We start from the raw sequence: 20,530 nt of genomic DNA on the forward strand, positions 1-20,530 counted from the left end.
CCGCGACAAGGAGTCGTGTCTTTCGCATCAGGAACAAGGTATCGCCTCCGTGGCGCTCTGGCGGCTCGTGACCGTGGTGGATATCAGTGCCGGGCTGCCGTCGCCGTCAGCATTGATGGCGAAATTGAGCGCAACCGAAGGATTTCCACTCGTCACGTCGTCGAAGACGAGCTGGGCGACGCTGGGGGAAGCCTCCGTAGCTGAGAGCCCTGAGCCCAATAAGGTCCATCCGCCCTTGTCACTGGCAAGGGTGTCGGCGGTGACGCCAACGAAGGCCCCCGACTCCGTGCTGCGCTTGTAATACATGGTGCCGTCGTCTGCTTTCGTGTAGTACCACGCCTGGCAAACCCGGGCGGCAGCGGTCAGTTCCGGCTCGCCGCTCACCGACGTGACGACGAGTAGCTGATCGCCAGTTTCCTCGTTGCCTGAAACCTTGAGCGCAGTGGCGTTGCGAACCCCGGAGTGCACGGAAGAGGCGATGAGTTGGCTGACTCCAATGGCGTCGGCGCTCTTGAGCACCTTTTGCTCAGAGTTGAGGGTATTGAGTAGTATTCCGCCGACGACGGTGAGCACGAGCACGAGCAGGCTCGAATAGATGAGGAGCTCGACCAGGGTGTAGCCGCTGTCGCTGCGCGCGTTCTTGGGCGCAGGTGCACCGTGCGACGCGAGACGTCGTGGCATGGAGATCGTTCCAAAAGTCATGCTGGCCTAGCCTGCTACAAAGATGCTGGTGACAGCATCAGCCAGAACGTCACCGCTGGGTCCATCGGTGACGTACACGCGCACCTGCACCGTCACGGGGTCGGGACCCGGGCAGGTAATGGTGTCGAAGCGGGCCTGCAGCGCAGAGTCAGAGGGATCGAATTCCGCCTGAGTACCCGCGGCGTAGTCACTGAGAGGGCCACAAACCGAACCAAGCGAGCGGATGGTCTCCATCTGCGCCGCGACCAGCTGGGTGGCCGAGGTAAGGGTGGAATTGGAGACCGAGACGCGAAGCGCGGTGACCAGCATGGGCAGAAAGGCAATGGCCAGCAGGGAGAGCAGCAGCATTGAGACGACGATCTCGATCATGCCGAAGCCGGAGTCATCGTCGGAAGGCCGCGATTCGATGTCCTTTTGAACATTCACGATCGGTGGCCTTCCTCTCTTTAGCCATGCAGAACGATGAGCACGCTCGGCAGGGCATGTGTGAGCACCCCGCCGAGAGTTATTCCTTAGGAGTTACTTCGCCGCCGCCGCTTCCTTCATGTTGATTGCGGCACCCGAATCGGTGATGGTGGTGCCATGGTTAGCTGTGGTTGCCCCTGAGCCGGCCGCCGCTGCGTCGGCAGCAGTGCCCCAATAGCCAGAAATCGTGAATTCTGCACCATCTGCACCACCCGTAGCTATCGAAGCCTGAATGTCCTTGCTCGCAGCGTAGGCGTCGAGACCTTCAAGTCCATCGGTAACGATTGTGCTCAGGGCTTTTCCAGTGACGAGCTCGGCGACAACGGCAACTTTCGCGTTCGTGATCGCGGCAGCAACAGCTTTGTCCTTGGCACCGTCCTGCTGGCCGAGGTAGATCGGGATGGCGATCGCGGCGAGAACGCCGAGAATGAGAACCACCACGAGAAGCTCGATGAGCGTGAAGCCCTTGTCCTTCTCGCCGAGGGCCTTGCGTTTGTTGACCAGGGCTGTCGTGAAGAAGCGGTTCATATGACTGTGTCCTTTGCGTGGTTCTGCAGGGGGCAAAGCGGTGGGCTTGCCCACTTTTCAGCCTAGGTTGGCCCCTGCCGCCGACCCCTGTTTTTTCGGGGGGCCGACTACCCCCAGTAGGAGTGCAGCCTAAACGAGGGCTACTCGCCTCGTCGGCTACTTGACGTAGTCGAAAACGCTGAACATGGGCAGGTACAGCGACACGACCATGCCACCGATGATCACGCCGATGACGGCGATCATGAGCGGCTCGATGAGCGCGGTGAGCTGCTCAGTGGTGGACTGCACTTCCTGGTCGTAGAAGTCGGCGATTTTGGTGAGCATCGTCTCTAGCGCGCCGGCATCCTCTCCTACCGAGATCATCTGCGTGACCATGGCCGGAAAGACCGGCTCCAGGGCCAGCGGCGCCGCAATGGAGCGGCCCTGGCTCACTGATTCCTGCACCTTGGCCAGTGCCGACTCGATCACATAGTTGCCCGAGGTCTCGCCGACGATCTTGAGCGAGTGCAGAATGGGCACGCCAGCACCGATCATGGTGGCGAAGTTGCGGCTAAACCGTGCAATGGCGAGCTTGGTGAGCAGGTTGCCGAACACCGGCAGCTTGAGCTTGAACGGGTCCACAACGCGGCGCACGGCCAGGGTGTGCTTGTTCCTGCGCCACCAGACCGAGAACACGATCACCGCGATGAGCAGTACCGGGCCCACCCAGACCATTCCGTTGGAGAGTACGACAAGCACCTTGGTGGCCGTGGGCAGTTCGCCGCCGAGACCCTTGAACATCTTCTCGAAGACGGGAACGATGAAGATGAGCATGCCCACCACGGCGAGCAGCGCCATGATCAGCACGATCACCGGATAGGCGAGGGCGCTCTTGATCGTGTCGCGCAGCTTCACCTCGCTCTCGAAGTTGTCGGCGATGGAATTGAGGGCGTCTTCGAGAAAACCACCCGTCTCCCCCGCCCGCACCAGGTTGATCATGATCGGCGGAAACACCACGTCGTGCTTGTCAAAAGCTTCGGAGAGCGAGACGCCGGTCTCGACGTCGCTCCGAATGACGGCGAGTACCTGGGCCAGCTGCTTGTTCTCTGTCTGCTCCGACAGAATGTTGAGGGTGCGCAGCAGCGACAGCCCGGCCGCCGTCATGGTCGCCATCTGGCGACTCATGACCGAGAGATCGCTGAGCGAAATCTGTTTCTTGAACCCGGGAATACTGAGATCTGCGTGAAGACCCGTGAGTTTACGGGCCGGCGCGATCGAAATGGGCGAGAGCCCCATGGTGCGCAGTTGCAGCAGCGCTGCCCGCTCCGACGCTGCGTCCATGCGGCCCTTGACCACGCGGTCGCGGGAGTCCCTGCTGGTGTAGCTGAATGAGGTTTCGGTGGACATCTAGCGCCTTCCGGGCGAGAACGAGTCATTGAAGTCAATTTCGCCGTTGCTCAGGCCGCCCACCGGGGTGTCCGTGGGATCAACCCGGTGCACGAGTTGCTTGAGCACGTCGACGTCCATGGCCTTCTCCTCGGCGGCCTGCCGGGTGATCTGGCCGGCGTCGACGAGTTCGGCCAGGTGCTGGTCCATGGTGTGCATGCCGAGGGTGCGCCCCGACTGCAGCGCAGAAGCAATCTGGTGGGTCTTGCCCTCCCGCACCAGGTTCGCGATGGCCGCTGTGGTCACCAGAATCTCGGTCGCGGCCACACGCCCACCACCGATCTTGCGCACGAGAGTCTGGCAGAGCACGCCGCGCAGCGTCGCGGCGAGCTGCGCGCGCACCTGCGCCTGCTGGTGCGGTGGAAAAACGTCGATGATGCGGTCGATGGTCTGGGCAGCATCCTGAGTGTGCAGCGTGGAGAACACGAGGTGACCGGTCTCGGCGGCGGTCAAAGCCACCGAGATCGTCTCCAGGTCGCGCAACTCGCCGATCAGAATGACGTCGGGGTCCTGGCGCAGCACGTGTTTGAGAGCGGATGCGAAACTGTGTGTGTCCTGCCCCACCTCGCGTTGGCTGATCATGGACTTCTTGGCCTCATGAATGAACTCGATCGGGTCTTCCACCGTGACGATGTGGTCGTCCCTGGTGCGATTCACCAGGTCCACCATTGCGGCCAGGGTGGTGGTCTTGCCGGAGCCGGTGGGACCGGTGACCAGAACGAGGCCTCGCGGCAGGTGAGCGAACCGCGCGACCGATTCGGGAATGCCCAGCTCTGCCAACGATTTGATCTCATTGGGAATGAGCCGAAAGGCACCGCCGACCGTATTGCGCTGCTGGTAGAAATTGACGCGAAAACGCGTGCCCTCCACCGTGTGGGCGAAATCGAGCTCGAGTTCCTGGTCGAATTCTTCGCGCTGCTCCGGCGACAGAATGCTGTTGAGAGCGGAAGCGACCTTCTCCGGCGACCAACGATCCCACCCGGGAATCGGCCGCAGGGAACCGTCCACCCGGATGCTCGGCGGTGCTCCGCCAGAAACGTGCAGGTCGCTCGCTCCCTCGTCCAGCACGAGACGGAGCGCCCGGAGCAGGTCGGCATCGGGCGTGGGTGCGCTGAATTGGGCTGATGATTCGGAACGCATAAGCCTCCTCGAGCGGATATCAACGGTGGAGGCGGGCGGGTCATCGGATTCCTGGACGGCATAACCGAAGTCGGGCGATCTCACTGCGGGACCTGCGCGGTCCGTCGGTGACGAAGCGGGGCATCCTGGAATTTAGGAGACGACACGGAGCACCTCGTCGATCGAGGTCAGCCCGAGTGCGACCTTGGCCCAGCCGTCTTCACGCATGGTGATCATTCCCTGCTTGCGGGCGGCGGCTCCGATCTGCGCGCTCGAGGCGTGGGCCACGGTCAGCCGCTCGATCTCTTCGGACACCGTCATGACCTCGTGAATGCCGAGTCGTCCACGGTAGCCGGTCTGCGAGCAACTCGAACACCCGGCGGGTTTGTAGATGATCGTGCCCGTCGTGGTGGGGTCGATGGCCGGGCCGATCTCCGGCAGGATCGTGGACCGGTTTGAGACGTAGCCCACCGTTGGGTTGACCACAAAACCCAGATAGGCCAGGTCGGTGCGATCGTCGGGGACCTTGCAGCGGTCGCACAGACGCCGGGCCAGTCGCTGGGCCACAACGCAGTCCAGGGCCGACCCCACGAGAAAGGGCTCGATGCCCATTTCGATCAGTCGGGTCATAGCGCTCGGCGCGTCGTTGGTGTGCAGGGTTGACAGTACGAGGTGACCGGTGAGCGAGGCCTCGATGGCGATCTTCGCGGTCTCCTGGTCTCGAATCTCACCGAGCAGCACGACGTCGGGGTCGGCGCGCAGAATGGAACGCAGCGCAACGGCGAAGGTGAGGCCCGCCTTGCGATTCACCTGCACCTGGTTGACCCCTTGCATGCGGTATTCCACCGGGTCTTCCACCGTGATCACGTTGATCTCCGGGCGGTTGATAGCGTGCAGGGTTGTGTAGAGCGTGGTCGACTTGCCCGACCCAGTCGGGCCGGTGACCAGGATCATGCCGTATGGCTTGGTGTACGCCATCTCGTACTCGTTGAAGTTGTCGGTGAGCAGATTGAGGCCGTCCATGCTCATCGACGAGGTGGCGTTGTCGAGAATTCGCAGCACGACCTTCTCTCCCCACACCGTAGGCAGAACGGCTACGCGCAGGTCGACCGTGCGCCCGTTGTGGTGCACCGACATGCGGCCGTCCTGCGGTTTGCGACGCTCAGCGATGTCGAGGTCGCTCATGATCTTGATGCGCGAGATGACGCCACCGGCGATGGTCGACGGAGCTCGCTGCATCTCGTGCAGCACCCCGTCTATGCGGTAGCGCACGCGCACATCGTTCTCACCGGGTTCGATGTGGATGTCAGAGGCTTTGTCTTGAATGGCCTGGCTGACCAACAGGTTGACGAAGCGCACGATCGGAGCGGCGTCATCCGTTTCGTTGGGACCGGCAAGCTCCTCGGGTTCTTCGCTGTCGGCGGTGAGAGTGGTGCTGAGGTCGATCAATTCGTTGTCGGCGCGGTGATAGCGGGCGATGGCCGCCTGCAGGTCGGACAGCTCGACGACAACCGGGCTGACCCGCATGCGCGCTGCCTCGCGCACGTCGTCGACGGCGAACACATCGCCGGGGTTGACCATGGCCACCACGAGGCGACCGTCTTCAAAGGCGATCGGCAAAACATTGGCCCGGCGGCAGACGGCGGCCGGCACTTTGGCCACGGCGAGCCGGTCAACCGGATAGTCCAGCAGCTCGACGAAGGGCAGGTTTTTCTGCTCGGCGCGTGCCCTGGCGAACTGCAGCTCGGTGATGGTGCCGGCCTCCACCAAGTTGCGCACGGCGGCTTCATCGGCGCGATCACTCAACCGAACGGTGTCAAGTCCCTCCACCGGCAGCAGTCCGTGCACGATCAGAATTTCGGTCAGGCTGGTCACGTCTGCGCTGCTCCCCCGGTTCTCAGTCATCTCAATGCGCTCGTGTGAAAGCACACTGCAGTCACGGCACGAGACTGACTCTTTACGTTATCGCGGCGAATAAAGGCTGAACCAGTTCCCGCCGATGGTGCCCGTGCTTTTGTCGACCCCAGTTCAGGGGGAAACTTCGCCCATAATTGATGATCATGCCTCTACTGCGGCCGGGTTACGCCCCACGAAAGCGGGTGAACGGCCATTACAGGAGGGCCGAAGTGACCGTTTCCCGCACTTGGTTTTCAGAAGAAACTTTTGAAGTCTCATCTATATATTACTGAGATTTGCTCGCTTTTGGGGATGATTTGGTCTATAATTGTGGGTGAAGGAGGCACTGACGCCATGACCCTCACCGCCCCGCCCGCCGCAGCCGGCTCGATGCCGCAGGGTTCTCGCGTTGAGGCGGTGGCTCAGGCCGGTGCCATTCTGGCGGCAGCGTTTGACGATGTGCGGTTCGGTCACCTCGACGATGCTGAAGCTGTTGCGGTTCTCGCGGCGTTGGAGGGGCTCGGCCGCAAGGTCGATGGGACCAGGCTACGCGCCACCACCGACATCGGTGTGCGCGCCGAGATCGACCTGGGCAGTGGCTCGCTGGCGTACCGAAACGGATGCCGCAACCGGGTGGAATTCATCACCCAACTCGCCGGCATCTCGGGCCGCGAAGCCAAACGTCGCCTGAAACTCGGTGAGACCGCGGTGGAACGTACCCCGCTGGGCCTGCCCGTCCCGGCGCGGTACCCGGTCATCGCCGACGGCCTGACCAGCGGGGAACTCGGGGTGGAATCGGCCGAGATCATCGCCAGCACCCTCACCGCGTTACAGGGAAAGGTCCTACCGGATGACCTCGACCGGGTTGAGCGCGCCCTCGTCGCCACCGCCACCGGAGCCATCACCCCGGAAACCGCCGGGCTCCCCGGGGCGGGCATCCGCTTCGCGCCCGACGTACTGCGGGCGCAGGCGATGGAATGGCAGGCCCGCCTCGACCCCGACGGCACCGCCCCCAGTTGGGACGTGACCGAGGCGAAAAGCACGCTGACGTTCGGGCTGCTGCGCAACGGGCTCTACCCGCTGCGGGCCGAGGTCACCCCGGAACTGCGCGGCATCATGGACACCCTCTTCGACACCTACCTATCCGCCCGCTCACGCACCCCCATGTTCGTGCCCACCGAGACCCTCGACGGCAGTACCGACGGCGCCAGCAACGCCGAGCTGGACGGCCTCGATGACAGCGACACGGAGAGCGAGCGGTTCAGCGCCGACCCGTTCAGTTCCGACCCGTTCAACGGCGACACCCGCTTCGACGGGGACCGCCGCACCGCAGGCGAGAAACGCGCCGACATCCTCCGCGACGTCTTCCAAGCCGCCGCGCGCGACCCCAAAACCCCCACCATGGGCGGCGCCGCCCCCACCGTCATGATCCACGTCAACGCCACCGACCTCAACGCAGGCCGCGGCGTCGGCTGGATCGACGGCGTCGAAGCGCCCATCAACCTGCGCCGGGTAAAAGAGACCATCTGCTCCGGCGGCGCCCAGAAAGTCATCGTCGGCGACACCGGCGACGTGCTCTACCTCGGCGACACAGTCCGCTGCTTCACCCCCAAACAACGCGCCGCCATCACCGCCCGCGACGGAGGCTGCATCATCCCCGGCTGCACCATCCCCGCCCGCTGGACCGAAACCCACCACGTCATCCCCTGGCAACAACACGGCCGCACCGACATCAACAACGGCGTCCTCCTCTGCTGGTTCCACCACCACACCATCGACACCAGCGGATGGAAAATCCGCATGATCAACAGCAGACCCCAAATACGCGGCCCCCTACTCTGGGACCCCACCCAAACCTGGCGCCCCGCCCACAGCCACCGCGCCAACACCACCAGCCCCGAACCACCCTGGCGCACCTAAGCCTTACCGCGCTGTCCACCAGAGTGTTTCGGTTGCACATCCTGAAAGGGCCGTGCTTTCAGGCGTCGACATCTCCGCGCGCGAGATTCCGCGGGTGCCCAATGAGTCTCTTGGCGCTGCGACGCGAAGCTCCGCCGGCCAGGCGTTGACCGAACAGGCGTTGACCGAACAGACGCCGGGCGAACAGCGCGAGTCCGATCGCGGCCAGCAGCATCATCAGACCGCCGAACACCGTGGCCACGATCCAGACCGGCACCAGGGCGCCGATCCGCAGCTCGCGAACCAGCTCCAGTTCTACTCCGGCCTCAGCCGCACCGTTCATGGTCAGGGTCGCTGTACCCAGAGCCGTGTGCTGCGGAACGATGGCGGTGAGTTCGGCGTGGCCGGCGGCATCCGCTGTGGCGGTACCGAGAATGCTCGGGTCACCGCTCAGGGTCACGACCACCGGCGAGCCCGGCAGGTAGCCGGAACCGGTCACCCGCATCTGTTGCCCGGGCGACACGTGCACGGCTGGGCCGCTCACCCCCAGCTCGGCCAGCTTCGTGGGGTTGGCGAGGCCGGAGACCGCACGGTCAACGCTCTCGAGCAGTCCGGGTGCCGGCACCGCGTAGAGCTCGGCGCTGGCCAGCGCGGATGCCGACGGTTCGACACGCGCACGGTTCTGGCTCCAGAGCAGCAGGGTGTCGCCGATCGCGGTGAAGCCGTCGACGCCCGGTGCGAGCTGCCCCTCATCGGTCACCGTGACGAAGCTGTCGTCGTCGCACAGGGTGTGGTTGGGCTGCAGGGCATCTTCGGGCCCGGCGGCGTAGTACACCTCGTAGCCGTCAGCGGCCGCCCGCAGGGCCGCCGTTTCAAGGGACGCGTTCAGGTAGGCGATGACGGTGTGTCCCACCCGCGCTTCGGCGCGGCCCCATTCCTTGGTGCAGTCGATTCCGCGGTCGCTCGAGAACAGCTGCGGGTAGGCCGTCACGATCACCGGTGCGTGGGTGCCGCCGCGAGCTTCACGGGCTTGCTCGGTGTTCACGGTGGCCCAGATGCTGCGGTAGACCGGGCTGAGGTCAAGTTCCTGCACCTTGCCGATCACGGTACGAACGGCCTGGTCGTCGAGTGCGCAGCCGGAGCTCGCGCACAGGGCGAGCAGGGAGTCGAGCCCCACGTCGGCGGCGCCGACCGAGACGACCACCTCACTCACTGCGGGCTCGGCCGCGAGGCGTTCGAGCTGGTTGTCTGCGCCACCTGGCATCTCAGCGCCGAGCAGGTTGTTGCCCGACGTTGCGGCGCAGGCGAGTACGACCGGGTCGGTCGATGCGGCGAGAGCGCCGGCGTACCCGACGGCTCCGCTGTTCTCACCGGCCTCACAGTCCGTGCCGGAGCCGCCGGAGGCCAGGCCGTCGCCGACCAGAGCTGCCGGATAGTCGCTCGCCGCCGCATCCGCCAAAATCGCTCCCGGCTCGATCGGGTCAGTGCGCTCCAGCAGGGTCTCATAGCTGCCCTCGACGATGACGGCGTCGACCTCGAGGCCCCAGGCAATCAACCGATAGTTGGTGCTGCCGACGGCGTCTTGCACTGCACTGTAGAGCTGCACGCTCTGCGTGCTGGTGGCGCCGGGCGGCAGGTTGCCGAAGAGAAGTTGCGGTGACGGGCTGACCAGCGGCACCAGGTCGCCGCTCGGAAAGGTGAGCGCGACGGTGATGTCGGCCGCGTCTCGACCCGAGGGGTTCGTCACCGTGACGTCAACGTTCTGGGGCTGGTTGGCCAGAATGGTGTCGCCGGCCGCGACCGTGAGGTCGATGCTGGCTCGACCGAGTTCGGCGAGCTTGTCGGCGAGCGCATCGACGTCGTCGACCGAGGTGTAGGTGCCGTCGGTCTCCTCGGCGATGCACTTGAGCTCGGTTTCGCCGAGGTCGGAGGTCTGGAAACCCACGGTCTGCACCTGCAGGTCGAAACCCTGAGCGCGAATCTGCGCCGCAGCCTCGCAGGGGTTTCCACATCCGCTTTCCCCGTCGGAGACCAGGGCCACGGTGGCCCCGCTGAGGCCGTCTTCCTGCAGCTGTTTGGTCGCTGCGAGCAGCGCCTCGGCGGTGGGCGTGCCTCCGGACGCGGTAAACCCGGCGATCTCGGAGACGAGGTCGCCGGTGCCCATCACCGGGGCGACCTCGATGGCGTAATCCCCCGGCGCATCGCAGCCGCCGCCGTAGGTCCAGATTCCCATTTCCGAACCGAGCGGCTGGCTCATCACCAGCTCGGTGAGGGCGTCCTGCGCCTTCTCGATGCGTTCACCGGACATCGAGCCGGAGAGGTCGACGACCACGAGCAGGGGGCGATTACCCGTTCCGGTGGCCGTGTCGGGCTCGGTGTCGGGGGCAAAGGCCTCATCCCCGGTCAGAGCGTAGGCGAGCTCATCGAGGGTGTACTTTTCGTCCCAGAACACCTTCTTGTACAACTGCAGCGGCTCAGCCTCCCAACTGAGCAGATTCTTGTCCAAAACCTCGAGTTTCACGCCGATGACACCCTCCACGACGATGTCGAAAGTGCTCGAGAAGACAACGGATGCCGGCGTCTCGCCGACGGCGCCCTCGGCCACCGAGCCCACGGTGAGGGCCGGCTTGATGGTGATACCGAAGTAAACCCCGGCCATGTCGTAGATCATCGCGTCGACCCGCAGTGCAAGAGTCGCGCCGAGGGCGACCTCGAGTTCGCTCTTCCACACGGTGGGGGCGGTCTCGGTGATGGTCTCATTGAACGACCGCAGCTTGCCGTTCTCGAGGCGCACACCGAATTCGCGGGTGATGCGTTCAACGGCCGTGAAGGTCGTGGTGCCGGTCAGCGACAGGGACCAGTCAAACTCAGCGCTCAGGTCGAAGGTGAGCACCCAGGGGATGGGAACCGGAGTCGGAATCACTCCGAGCAGGCGCCCCAGCGAAACGTGGGGAAGGTCGTCGGCGGTCACCTGCAGCGGTGTGCCGACCTGGCCTACTCGGCGTTGCTTCTTGCCCGAGCCGTAAGCGACGGCAATTTCGCCGTAGGAACTCACCTCGATCGTCTGGGTCTGTTGTTGCTTGACGCTCGATTCGAAGTCGGCGAGCACTGTGCGCACGTCGCGGGTCCACTCCCAGAACGGTGCGATCTCAATGGTCAGGGTGGCGTAGCTGACCAGTTCGAAGGCGACACCCAATTCGAGGCTCGCTTCGCCGCTGAACGTGGGTTTATTCGGAGTCGGTGCGGCGCTGGCCGCCGGTGCCGGCGTGGGGCTGGGGCTGGCGGCGGGCTCTGGCACTGACAGCTCGGTGTCGCCGGCCGAGAAGCTCGCATCGGCTCCCTCGGCGGACGCGGTGATGCTCATCTTGAGGTCGTTGCTCTTGCTCTCGTACTCCACCGAGACCTCGGGCTCGGTCGTGACGGAGACGGTGGCGCTGAGGTCGACGACACCGATGCGCTTGGTTTCCGCGAGGTCCGTCGTGGGGAGGCCGGCCGGGTCAGCGGCGGCGGCGTTGTACGACGCCGGCAGCACGACCGGGCGGTTGCCTTCGGTGGAACTACTCGCGGCACCACTGGCAGTGGCCGGCGGCGTGAGGGCCGTGTCGGGAAGCAGAGCCTGCTCGACGACCCGATGATTTACCTGCAGCACGATGTCGCCGAATGCCGCCGGCCGAGTCGTCACGACCACGAGCCCGTCGATGAGTTCCACCGCGATGACCTCGCGCATGATGCCGTCCGGCGTCGCCTCCGACACCCCGGCAACGATGAACTCGCCGACGACGGCCGGAGACAGCCCGGCAAACGAGATCGACGAGGCGGTCAGGTTCGACGCCACGTCCAGGCTCGCCTCCTCGAGCACGACGGTGCGGTTGTTGGCGACCGCCTCAGTTGCAGCCGGTACCTCCACGGTGAACGCGACCTCGTCCTGCCCGGTCTGGCCGGCCCAGTCCGTTACCGTGGCGCTCACCTCGTGGCTGCCGGGGGTCGCTGAGGTCTCGATGCTCCACCGCGGCGGAGTCGTGGTGGAGTCAACGCGAGCACTGCCGATGGAGCGATTACCGAGGCGCACCTCGACGAGCTGCACGCCGGCATCCGCTTGGTCGATCGTGCCGTGAATGACGAAGGTTCCGCCGGCGTCGCCGAGATTGACCGTGCCGTCCTGTGCCGGTTCGGTAATGGTGAGCGTGGGCGGGTCGTCGTTGGCCGGCAGCGCGGTGGGAAAGTAGCCGAGCAGGGTGAGTGAGTCGGCGATCGCGCCGTCGGGCAGGCTGATAGTGCCGCCGGGGCCGGCGATGACCAGAGTGGATGCCGCCCCGCGCACCGGCAGGGTCGTCTCACGTCGGTCGTCGGCCAGGCTGTCACCGGCGTCGGCGCTTACGCTACCGGGCGTGGCGCTGGTGACCTCGACGCTATAGAGGGCGGAGCCGACTGACGCCGTGGCGATGCCCTTCGGCAGGGTCGGCGCGAGGCCGTTCGATTCGAAGGCAGTGTCGAGGGCGGTGGTGGCGACCGGAACGAGCCCGCCGACGATCGTGGCGGCGTCGAGCGAGCGGCTCTGGCCGGCAACCCAGCCGGTGACGCTGGCGCGCACGGCGTCGACAGTGCCGCTGAAACTCCACTGGAACAGGCCGGGGTCATCGAGCGGAACGAGAATCAGGGCGTTGCTCCAGGATCCGCGGCTGTGCAGGACCGCCGGGGCGTCATCGGCGCCCGCAGTGGGCAGGCTGAGCCGCGCATCGGAACCGAGCAGGGCAACCTGCAGCCAGACGGCCGCCACGTCGTCGGTCGGTACCGCGCCGAGACCTTGGGGGCTCAGCGTGATCGGGGTGTCAAGGGCGGCGAGCGTGCCGCCGAGACCGGCGCTCGTGTCGATCACGAGGCGAGGCTCGATGGCCGCACTCCCGCCCGGTGCAACCGCCGGCTCGCCCTTGCCTGCCACCTGCAGGTAGGCGAACAGGGTGAGGGTGACGGCAACGGCCTGGTCGGCGGTGAGGGTGAACGAGCCCGTGTCGTCGAGCAGTACGAGCTGCGAGGTCGTGCCCGGCGCGTTCGCGCTGAAGCTCACGGTGGGGGTGTCGGTCGGCTGCGAGCCGATGACGATGGCGCCGGGTTCGGTGCCGGGAACGATCTCGAGTTGGAGCAGAACGGAGGTGGTATTTTTCGGGAGGGCGGCATCCGCTCGGTCAATGGAAAACTCGGTCCCGGCATTCGCCACCAGGTCTTCTGACCCGACATCGAACGGTTCGACGGCGTGCCAGCTTCCGGCCGAGCCGGCGTCGTCGAGGCCATCAAGGGTGCCGGCGGCGGCACTGTTTCGGCCGTCCATGAGAAACCAGACCACGCCGATCGCCAGCACCAGGGTGACGACGAGTCCGGCGGCGATCAGGATGAGTGCCGCGCGGCTACGCGGCGTAGGAGCGGCCCCCGAGGCGCTCACTTAGAGTTTTCCCAGTTCGTCGATGCTGCCGAGGACTTCCGGGGTGATGAGCACGAGGTACGAACCGTAATCAGATTCGGCGCTCGTGACTTGCACGGACAGGGTGGTCACGCCGGAGACGAGCCAGCTGAACGCCACCGGAGGCCCCTCGGCGAGCGCGTAGCGGGCGATTTCGGCACCGTCGGCGAGCACCACAACGGTGATGGACTCGTCACTGTACTGGTCGTCTTCGAGGCCGAGCGAGCCGGTAACCTCGGCGACGTGGCCGCCGAGCGTCCAGGTGACCGTCTCGGTGTCTGGGCCGGCCGACACCGTCACCGCGTCGTCGTAGTCCTGGCCGCCGACCGACTGGGTGCTGCCGAAGCTGGTCGATCCCTTGGTCGGATCGATGTCGTCGAGCGAAACACGTGACGCACTGTCGGCGATCACGATGGCGACCGATTCGGGCAGGGCCGATCCGGGCGCCGGAACAATGCTGGTGACCGTGCCGATGACGGCGCCGGGAACATACTGGCGGGTCTGCTCGACCCGGGCGCCCATACCCTGCAGCTCATCGATGATCTCGGCGGCTGGGCGGCCGGCAAAGTCGGGCACAATGGCGGGCGTGGATTCCAGGATCGTCACGCTCGTGGGGTTTTCGGCGCCGAAGACCGGCGTCTGCTGCACGATGACGCCGACCACGCCAGCGGCCGGGCGGGTGGCGACCTCGATGAGTTCGGCCGGCACCCCCGCGTCGACGATGGCCTGCATGGCCCGCTCGGTGTCGAGTCCGCGCACATCGGGCATGATGGCCACGTCGCCCGGTTGGTATTCGGGCAGCGCTACGGTGATCACCTCCGGGCTCGTGCGGGAGACCTCGGCGACCACCAGACGGTTGGCGACGGCCCAACCGGCGAAGACTCCGCCGGCGCCGCTCGCGAGCATGAGTGCCAGAACGGATGCCGCAGCCACGGCGATCCACCAGCGGGCCTTGCGTTCCGGGGGCACCGTTTTGGTCTCTGGAGCGGCCGGCTCGGGAGCCGGATCGGTACTCGTTGGGTCGGGCGCAGCCAGATCTGTTGCAGCCAGATCTGCCGCTGTCACATCGGCGATCCACTGCAGAAGCCCGGGATAGCTCGCGGGGTTGTTCACGATGATCTCCCGCAGTTCCGGATGCTGCTGGGCGAGCTCGGCGAGCCGCTCCGGGCTGCTCTGAGGGTCAGCTGCGAGGTTCTGCAGGGCGATAAGCGTGGGATTCACGGGCTGGCTCCGGGTTGGGGATGAGTGGGGTGCGGTCGCAGGTGTTCGGTGGGGCTAGAGGCCGCGGGCGCGCAGCGCCTGCTGCACGAGCGGGTCGGGCGACTGCGCCAACCAGGTGAGCAGGTCGGGGTAGGTACTCGGGTTGCCCGCTAGTTGCGGCCAGACCTCCGGGTGCTTCTGCGCCAGGTCATAGAGCTCGGCGGCCGAGGTGGCCGGATCGCCGGCCGCGAGGCTGGCCGCGCTGGGAGCTGCGACGGGTGCTGCGGGTGCAACGAAGGCCGCCGGAGTCACGGTTGCGACAGCGGCGGGTGCCTGCACGACCGGCGCCGCGGCATCCGCTTGCGCGGTCGGCGGAACCGGCGGAACAGCCGAAACGGGCGCAACCGGCGGAACCGGCGCATAGCCCGTGTACGTGGCCTGAGCCTGGGCCCGAACCGGTCCGTACTGGGTGAAGTAGCCGCGAACGGCGGCCGGGGCGGTGAGCGAGTAGAACACCAGGGCTGGCAGTCCGAACGCGAGGGCGAGACTCAGCGTCGCCGCGGTCGTGAGGATGATCAGCGAGAAGGAGCTGTACGCCGCGCCATCGAACATCCAGGAATAGAGCTCGCCGACGTTCTCGTCGCTGAGGGTCTGGGCGCGCAGCACGACGAAGACGATACCGAGCACGGTGACGACGCCGGTCAGCCCGAGCACGAGCCACTGGCTGCCGGCCGGGTTCGACCGCAGCGTTGTGCGGGCGATGATGGCCACCACAATGATGATGGAGAGCACGATCGTGGCACCGATGTTCAGACCGGTGGAACCGGTATTGGTACCGCTCCCAATGAGGTTGGCGATGACCAGCAGCAGGCTTAGACCCGCGGCGCTGATGATGAGAATGAGAGTGAGCGAGGCCACGCCGAACCATTTGGCGATCGGTTCGATCGGCACCATCGCCAAACGCAGCGCCGGTGCCGAGGCCAGGCCGAGCAGCCCGGCGAGCAGAATGAGCGGGTAGCCTCCCCAACTGAGCGACTCGATACCGCCCACGGACAGAGCAAAATCGGTGAATGCGTCGATCGTGATGACGGCGACGGCGATGCCGCCGAGCGTGCGGCCGACGGTGAGCCAGATCGCGCTGCCGCGAATGATCCCATAGGTCGGCAGCAGCACGGCGGCGGCGCCGGCCAGCACGGCCACGACCGCGGTGAGCAGCACCACGGCGTTGACCTGAGCGGATGTCGACGCGACCAGTCCGAGAACCAGCGCGCCCAGCACGGTCAATGCCACCACGGCGCCGTACCCAATCACGATGCGGTGCCAGATTCGAGCGATCGGGTGGTAGCCGACGATGCCGACCAGTTCGGCGGAACGGGGCTGGGCGGCGAGGAAGGCGCCGGCCAGTCCGAAGGCAGCCGCGTAGCCGAGCCCGGTCGTTTGATCCTTCGAGAAGGCGTCAACGAGCATGAACCCCAGCACGAGGAGCGCGTATGGGACGTTGACCAACAGTCGGATCAACCAGATCTGGGCGAGCCCGACGCCCGGCCCGAAGACGCCGGCGCGCAGCAGGTAGGTGAGGCTGAGCGAGAACAGCGACAGCAGCGTGATCAGGATGACCTCGATGCGGCCGGTCGCTCCGATCGTTTCGCTCATGTTGTAGGTGTCGGGACTGTTCATCCACGGTAGGGCCAGGGAGATGAGGAGCAACAGCAGTGCTCCGCCGTCGCGCACCCAGTCGGAGGCGGGGATGCCGGCGAACGGGTTCGGTCGGGTCGGTGCTGGGGCGTACTGTGGCGCAGCTTCGGGCGCGGCGTACTGCTGCGGGGCCGCGTACTGCTGCGGGGCCGCGTACTGTGGCGGCGCGACGGGCGCCGCATACTGCGGAACTGCCGGCTGCTGCTGGGGGGCGTTCGGGTCGAAGGTCATCTGAGTCCTCTGTCTTCGTTCTGGTTTCGTGTCACGGTGCTGCGCGGGGGTTACTGGTAGAGCCGGTCGAGTTTGCCGTCTTGGCTGAGTCGCACCAGGTTGTCCACGGCGATGCCGGTCACGTCGGCCACGGTGCGCATGGGGCTGACGAACCATCCGCTTTTCTCCTGCACGGAGAGAACCCGCCAGCTGTCGGCGCCGAGTTCTTTCATCCAGGACGCGTCGTCGAGGCATCCGTCGAACGACGAGTAGCCCGAATCGGTGGTGACGCAGACTCCGTTGAATTCGGTGCGGTATGGCCAGTTGTAGCCGTCGCCCTCGATCACGATGCTGTCGATGTCGAGGCGCGCCGTATTGCCCTCAATTTGCGGGGTCACAGCGAAATCGGTGATCTGCAGGTTGTCGTAGTCGCCGTCACCGTCGGTGGGCATGAGGGCGTCACCGTAGAGGCTGAGAAAGCGACGTTCGGCCTCGGGCAGCACCGCGGCGAGGTCGCCGTAGTCGCCGTTCTCGCCGAACGCGATCACGGCTTCGGCGAATCCTTCGGCAGCGGCGTCGGCGGTGTCGAACGAAGCGACGTCGCCTTCGGCGACCAGGCTGCCTCGGGCGTTCGATCCGCTCTGCAGAATGTTCTCGCCGGTCGTCAGCAGCGGGCTGACGTACCAGGAGCCACCCTCGCGAACGGTGACGATGCTGGCGTCGTGTCCGAGCGAGTCGGCCAGGTCGGCGGCGGTCTGCGTGTACGGCAGCATGTCGTTCAGTTCGTCGATCGACGACTCGCGCAGGTCGGCGATCATGGAATCGGTGTCGCTGTCGTCGTAGCCCCACGACTCCTGCTGCAGGCGCAGCTGCGGCGCGACGACCTCGAGGTAGGCGTCGGTGATCGTTTCAGCATCACCGTTCATGGTCATCTCACCCGCGGTGATAGTGACGACGGCGATGCCCTCTTCGATGTCTTCAGACTCGAGTTCGAGCCCGGTCAGGGTGATGTTGAGGCTGTCGACGACGGTGTTGATGAGCTCCGGCATATCAACCGGGTCGCCGTTCTCGTCGTCCATGGCGATGGTGCCGAGCTGGTCGATCGGAGCCTTGAACGATTCGATCTCAGCGGGAGACAGCGAGCCGTACAGGCTGATCAAGTCCATCTCGGCGGTGCCCTCGAGCAGCTTTTCGACCGCAGCCGTCGGTGAGGATGCCCCGCCCAGCTTCGAGAAGATGGCCCCGTAGGCCCAGATGCCGCCGCCGGCGACCAACAGCACGACGACCCCGATTGAGCCCCAGATCAGCAGTTTCTTGCGCGGGCGCTTGGGCGCTTGGCCCGGCTGGGTCTGGCCAGCCTGAGCCTGACCCGGCTGGGCATAGGGATTCACCAAAGCGGATGCCGCCGGCTCGGTAGCCGGCACGACAACGGCGGGCGCGACTGCGGGCGAAGCGATCACGGGCGCGATCGTGCCGAGCTGGAGCATCCACTCAATCAGGGCCGGGTAACACGACGGATTTCCGGCGATGACGGGGTGCAGCTCGTGGTGGGCGGCAGCGATTTCGGCGAGCCTGGCCTGCGGGGTCGCCGGGTCGGCGGCTTCCCGATAGAGGGGGGAGGTGGAATCTGTCACGAGAGGAATGCTCCTAGATGGTCAGTGCTGGTGGACGGGTACGAAGTGAGGGGGCGGTAGCGGGTAGCGCTTGCCATTACCAGGTGAGAATGGTGAAGACCGTGTACGCGGCGGCTGCGAGAACGACCAGAACGGTGATCGAGATGATCAACGTCAGGGTCACTCGGCGACGGCGACGCTTCGTGACCGCGGTACGCTCGCGAATCTCGGCGGCCGCGTCGGCGAGACGGAGACGGACCAGGTCGGGCTGCACGTCGGCGAGGGGCAGCGGGTTCTTTGGCGGAGTGATGGCCGGTGTCGGCCGCGCCGCGTAGCGCACGCTCTCACCGCTCTGCACCTGCGGCGGCTGGTAGCGCCGTTGCAGGGAATCCACGACCGGAGCGTGCAGGGGGGCGGCCGCTCGCCGTCCGCTCAGGAGGGTATCGGCCGCCGTGCTGCCCCGGGAGGAACGCACGGTGGCCTCGTCGTCCGGGCCATTAGTCGGGTCATCAGTCGGGTCGGCCGCACCTGGTGCCTTCGTACGGGCCCGTCGCAGCACACGGCGGGTGTGTTCATCACTGCCGCGTTGCACGATGCGGGTGTGATCGTCCATCGTGCGCGAAACGATAATGGTGTCGTCGATGTCGGTGTCATCGGTGTCGGTGTCGTCGATGTCGGGCAGGTCTGCCACCGGTTCCGGGGGTGGCGCGCTCGGGTCAGCGGGCTGCATTGCGGGCCACTCGTTGCACCGGTCGGGTGTCTTCGGTGCGGGTATCGATGGTGTCGGAGTGGTCGTCGCCGATCGCGACGCCGTGCCAGGAGCTGACCCCGCCGGCGATGACATCGATCACGATCACCGAAACGTTGTCGCGGCCGCCGTGCTCGAGGGCCCCGGCGAGCAGCGCGTCGGCCGTCTGCTGGGTGCTGCCGCCGAGGGTCAGACCGGCCTTGATCGCTTCGTCGGAGAGCTCGCCGCTGAGGCCATCGGAGCACACCAGCAGTCGTTCGCCGGTCACGACCGGTCGCAGCCAGTAGTCGGCGCTGCTGTTGTCGGCACCCATCGCGCGGGTGATGACGTTTTTGCGGGCGAAGCTGGCGACATCCGCTTTGAGCAGTGACCCTTCCTCGATAAGTTCCTGGGCGAGGGAATGGTCGACGGTGAGCTGCTGAAAGTCGCCGCCGTGCAGGCGGTAGACGCGCGAGTCGCCGACGTTCACGATGAGCCAGTGTGGGGCATCTTCGTGGTCGATGAGCACCAGGCCGGTGAGAGTACTACCCGCGCCGCGCCCGGTCGAATCCGACACGGCGCGCACGCTGGTGTGGGCGCGCTCGACCGCGGCCACCACGTCACCGGCCGCAACATCGGTGCGGCCGACGCAGCCCCGGAACTCGGCGATCACGGCGGAGCTGGCCCGCTGGCCGGCCTCCAGCCCGCCCATGCCGTCTGCGACGATGAACACCGGTTGGGACGCCAGCAGCGAGTCTTCATTCTCGTGCCGTTTGCGGCCGACATCGGTGCGCGAGCCGCACTGCAGCGACACCCCGGCACTGGTCGCTCGCTGTTCGGCGAGGTGCGTCATGACTCAGGCCTCCAGGTAGATGCGCGCCGCGAGCTCCCCCAGCAGGAACCGATCGGTCAGGGGCGCGCTCGCACCCGCATCGAGTTCATTCTCCAGTCCGCCCCCATCAATGAGCACGACGCCGTTGGTCGAGTGCAGGTCGCTGATACCCCAGGCACCTTCGACAAAGTCCAGGCGGGCGTGCGTCTTCGACACCGTCTTGCCGGGGTCGTGCAGCGGAACCAACTGTGCGTCGGTGTGTGCGCCGCCACGTGCGGGGTTGCGCCCGAGCAGCACGACCGGTTTGGTGAGCGACACTTTGAGACCGTGCTCGGTTTCGAGCGTCCACGGCTTCATGCGGCGCGCCACGATCATCGTTTCGTCGAGGTCGTCGCCGGCTTCGTCGTCGACTTCAGCGGCGACTGGCGCGGGAAGTGCGGCGGGGACCGCTGCGACGGCTACCCCGGCGGCGATCTCGGCGGCGGCTGCGGCGAGCTCGCCGGGCAAGGCCATGGGGAGTTCCGCGGTCCTTGGCCCACTAGCCGCAGCAGCGACTGGTGCGGCGCTCACCTGAACGACCGGCGCCGGCGGAGCCCACGGGTTGGCCGGTGCGGCGGCCGCAACGGGCGGTGCCGCAACAACCGGCGGCGCCGGCGGGGCAGAGGCTACCGGCGGTGCCGGCGGTGCCGAAGTTACCGGCGGTGCCGGCGGTGCCGAAGTTACCGGTGGTGCCGGCGGGGCCGGCAATACCGGCGGGGCGGGTG

Annotated in this window: 14 protein-coding genes; 1 reads left to right on the forward strand and 13 read right to left on the reverse strand. The window is 66.1% G+C overall.

What is annotated here, in order from left to right; translation table 11 throughout:
• Positions 1-27: 27 nt before the first annotated feature.
• The 6 genes from E3T29_RS10515 to E3T29_RS10540 all read right to left on the reverse strand — a co-directional run bounded on the left by E3T29_RS10515 (position 28) and on the right by E3T29_RS10540 (position 6,114).
• Positions 28-702: a hypothetical protein gene (locus E3T29_RS10515; protein WP_134345360.1), complete on the reverse strand. Its 675-nt coding sequence runs from the start codon at positions 700-702 to the stop codon at positions 28-30.
• Positions 703-708: 6 nt separating this feature from the next.
• Positions 709-1,128: a hypothetical protein gene (locus E3T29_RS10520; RefSeq protein WP_134345361.1), complete on the reverse strand. Its 420-nt coding sequence runs from the start codon at positions 1,126-1,128 to the stop codon at positions 709-711.
• A gap of 93 nt (positions 1,129-1,221) precedes the next feature.
• On the reverse strand, positions 1,222-1,749 hold the full coding sequence (locus tag E3T29_RS20550; RefSeq protein WP_304997026.1) for a prepilin-type N-terminal cleavage/methylation domain-containing protein: 528 nt from the start codon (positions 1,747-1,749) through the stop codon (positions 1,222-1,224).
• A 102-nt stretch (positions 1,750-1,851) separates the two neighbouring features.
• Positions 1,852-3,081: a type II secretion system F family protein gene (locus E3T29_RS10530; protein WP_134345362.1), complete on the reverse strand. Its 1,230-nt coding sequence runs from the start codon at positions 3,079-3,081 to the stop codon at positions 1,852-1,854.
• Complete coding sequence (locus E3T29_RS10535; protein ID WP_134345363.1) at positions 3,082-4,260, reverse strand: type IV pilus twitching motility protein PilT; 1,179 nt, start codon at positions 4,258-4,260, stop codon at positions 3,082-3,084. It abuts the gene before it with no gap.
• A 132-nt stretch (positions 4,261-4,392) separates the two neighbouring features.
• Positions 4,393-6,114 (reverse strand): GspE/PulE family protein, encoded by a 1,722-nt coding sequence (locus tag E3T29_RS10540; protein ID WP_134345396.1) that lies wholly within the window; start codon positions 6,112-6,114, stop codon positions 4,393-4,395.
• Positions 6,115-6,489: 375 nt separating this feature from the next.
• Here E3T29_RS10540 and E3T29_RS10545 point away from each other — a divergent pair, with 375 nt between their 5' ends.
• Positions 6,490-8,055 carry an HNH endonuclease signature motif containing protein gene (locus E3T29_RS10545; RefSeq protein ID WP_166792377.1) on the forward strand — a complete coding sequence of 522 codons (1,566 nt, stop codon included), beginning with the start codon at positions 6,490-6,492 and terminating at the stop codon, positions 8,053-8,055.
• 58 nt (positions 8,056-8,113) lie between these two features.
• Here E3T29_RS10545 and E3T29_RS10550 read toward each other — a convergent pair whose 3' ends face one another.
• The 7 genes from E3T29_RS10550 to E3T29_RS10580 form a co-directional block, all read right to left on the reverse strand.
• Complete coding sequence (locus E3T29_RS10550; RefSeq protein WP_134345365.1) at positions 8,114-13,471, reverse strand: VWA domain-containing protein; 5,358 nt, start codon at positions 13,469-13,471, stop codon at positions 8,114-8,116.
• Positions 13,472-14,710 carry a PASTA domain-containing protein gene (locus E3T29_RS10555; protein ID WP_134345366.1) on the reverse strand — a complete coding sequence of 413 codons (1,239 nt, stop codon included), beginning with the start codon at positions 14,708-14,710 and terminating at the stop codon, positions 13,472-13,474.
• Positions 14,711-14,764: 54 nt separating this feature from the next.
• On the reverse strand, positions 14,765-16,615 hold the full coding sequence (locus E3T29_RS19895; protein WP_174776416.1) for a hypothetical protein: 1,851 nt from the start codon (positions 16,613-16,615) through the stop codon (positions 14,765-14,767).
• A 50-nt stretch (positions 16,616-16,665) separates the two neighbouring features.
• On the reverse strand, positions 16,666-18,228 hold the full coding sequence (locus E3T29_RS10565) for a hypothetical protein (protein WP_134345367.1): 1,563 nt from the start codon (positions 18,226-18,228) through the stop codon (positions 16,666-16,668).
• A 76-nt stretch (positions 18,229-18,304) separates the two neighbouring features.
• Positions 18,305-18,937 (reverse strand): hypothetical protein, encoded by a 633-nt coding sequence (locus E3T29_RS10570; RefSeq protein WP_134345368.1) that lies wholly within the window; start codon positions 18,935-18,937, stop codon positions 18,305-18,307.
• A complete protein-coding gene (locus E3T29_RS10575) occupies positions 18,924-19,787 on the reverse strand; it encodes a PP2C family serine/threonine-protein phosphatase (protein WP_134345369.1) in 864 nt (287 codons plus the stop codon). Before E3T29_RS10575 ends, E3T29_RS10570 begins: the two co-directional genes overlap by 14 nt.
• A 3-nt stretch (positions 19,788-19,790) precedes the next feature.
• Positions 19,791-20,279, reverse strand: a complete 489-nt coding sequence (locus E3T29_RS10580; protein ID WP_092341648.1) for an FHA domain-containing protein — start codon at positions 20,277-20,279, stop codon at positions 19,791-19,793.
• Positions 20,280-20,530: the final 251 nt, after the last annotated feature.

It is taken from the genome of Cryobacterium sp. TMT1-66-1 (genome assembly GCF_004403435.1).
GTDB lineage: Bacteria > Actinomycetota > Actinomycetes > Actinomycetales > Microbacteriaceae > Cryobacterium > Cryobacterium flavum.

What these genes read in the sequence shown, in the direction of transcription:
- E3T29_RS10580 (WP_092341648.1), bottom strand. Translation starts at nt 20,279, where the DNA reads ATGGCCTTGCCCGGCGAGCTCGCCGCAGCCGCCGCCGAGATCGCCGCC.
- E3T29_RS10545 (WP_166792377.1), top strand. Translation starts at nt 6,490, where the DNA reads ATGACCCTCACCGCCCCGCCCGCCGCAGCCGGCTCGATGCCGCAGGGT.
- E3T29_RS19895 (WP_174776416.1), bottom strand. Translation starts at nt 16,615, where the DNA reads ATGACCTTCGACCCGAACGCCCCCCAGCAGCAGCCGGCAGTTCCGCAG.
- E3T29_RS10535 (WP_134345363.1), bottom strand. Translation starts at nt 4,260, where the DNA reads ATGCGTTCCGAATCATCAGCCCAATTCAGCGCACCCACGCCCGATGCC.
- E3T29_RS10530 (WP_134345362.1), bottom strand. Translation starts at nt 3,081, where the DNA reads ATGTCCACCGAAACCTCATTCAGCTACACCAGCAGGGACTCCCGCGAC.
- E3T29_RS10515 (WP_134345360.1), bottom strand. Translation starts at nt 702, where the DNA reads ATGACTTTTGGAACGATCTCCATGCCACGACGTCTCGCGTCGCACGGT.
- E3T29_RS10570 (WP_134345368.1), bottom strand. Translation starts at nt 18,937, where the DNA reads ATGCAGCCCGCTGACCCGAGCGCGCCACCCCCGGAACCGGTGGCAGAC.
- E3T29_RS10575 (WP_134345369.1), bottom strand. Translation starts at nt 19,787, where the DNA reads ATGACGCACCTCGCCGAACAGCGAGCGACCAGTGCCGGGGTGTCGCTG.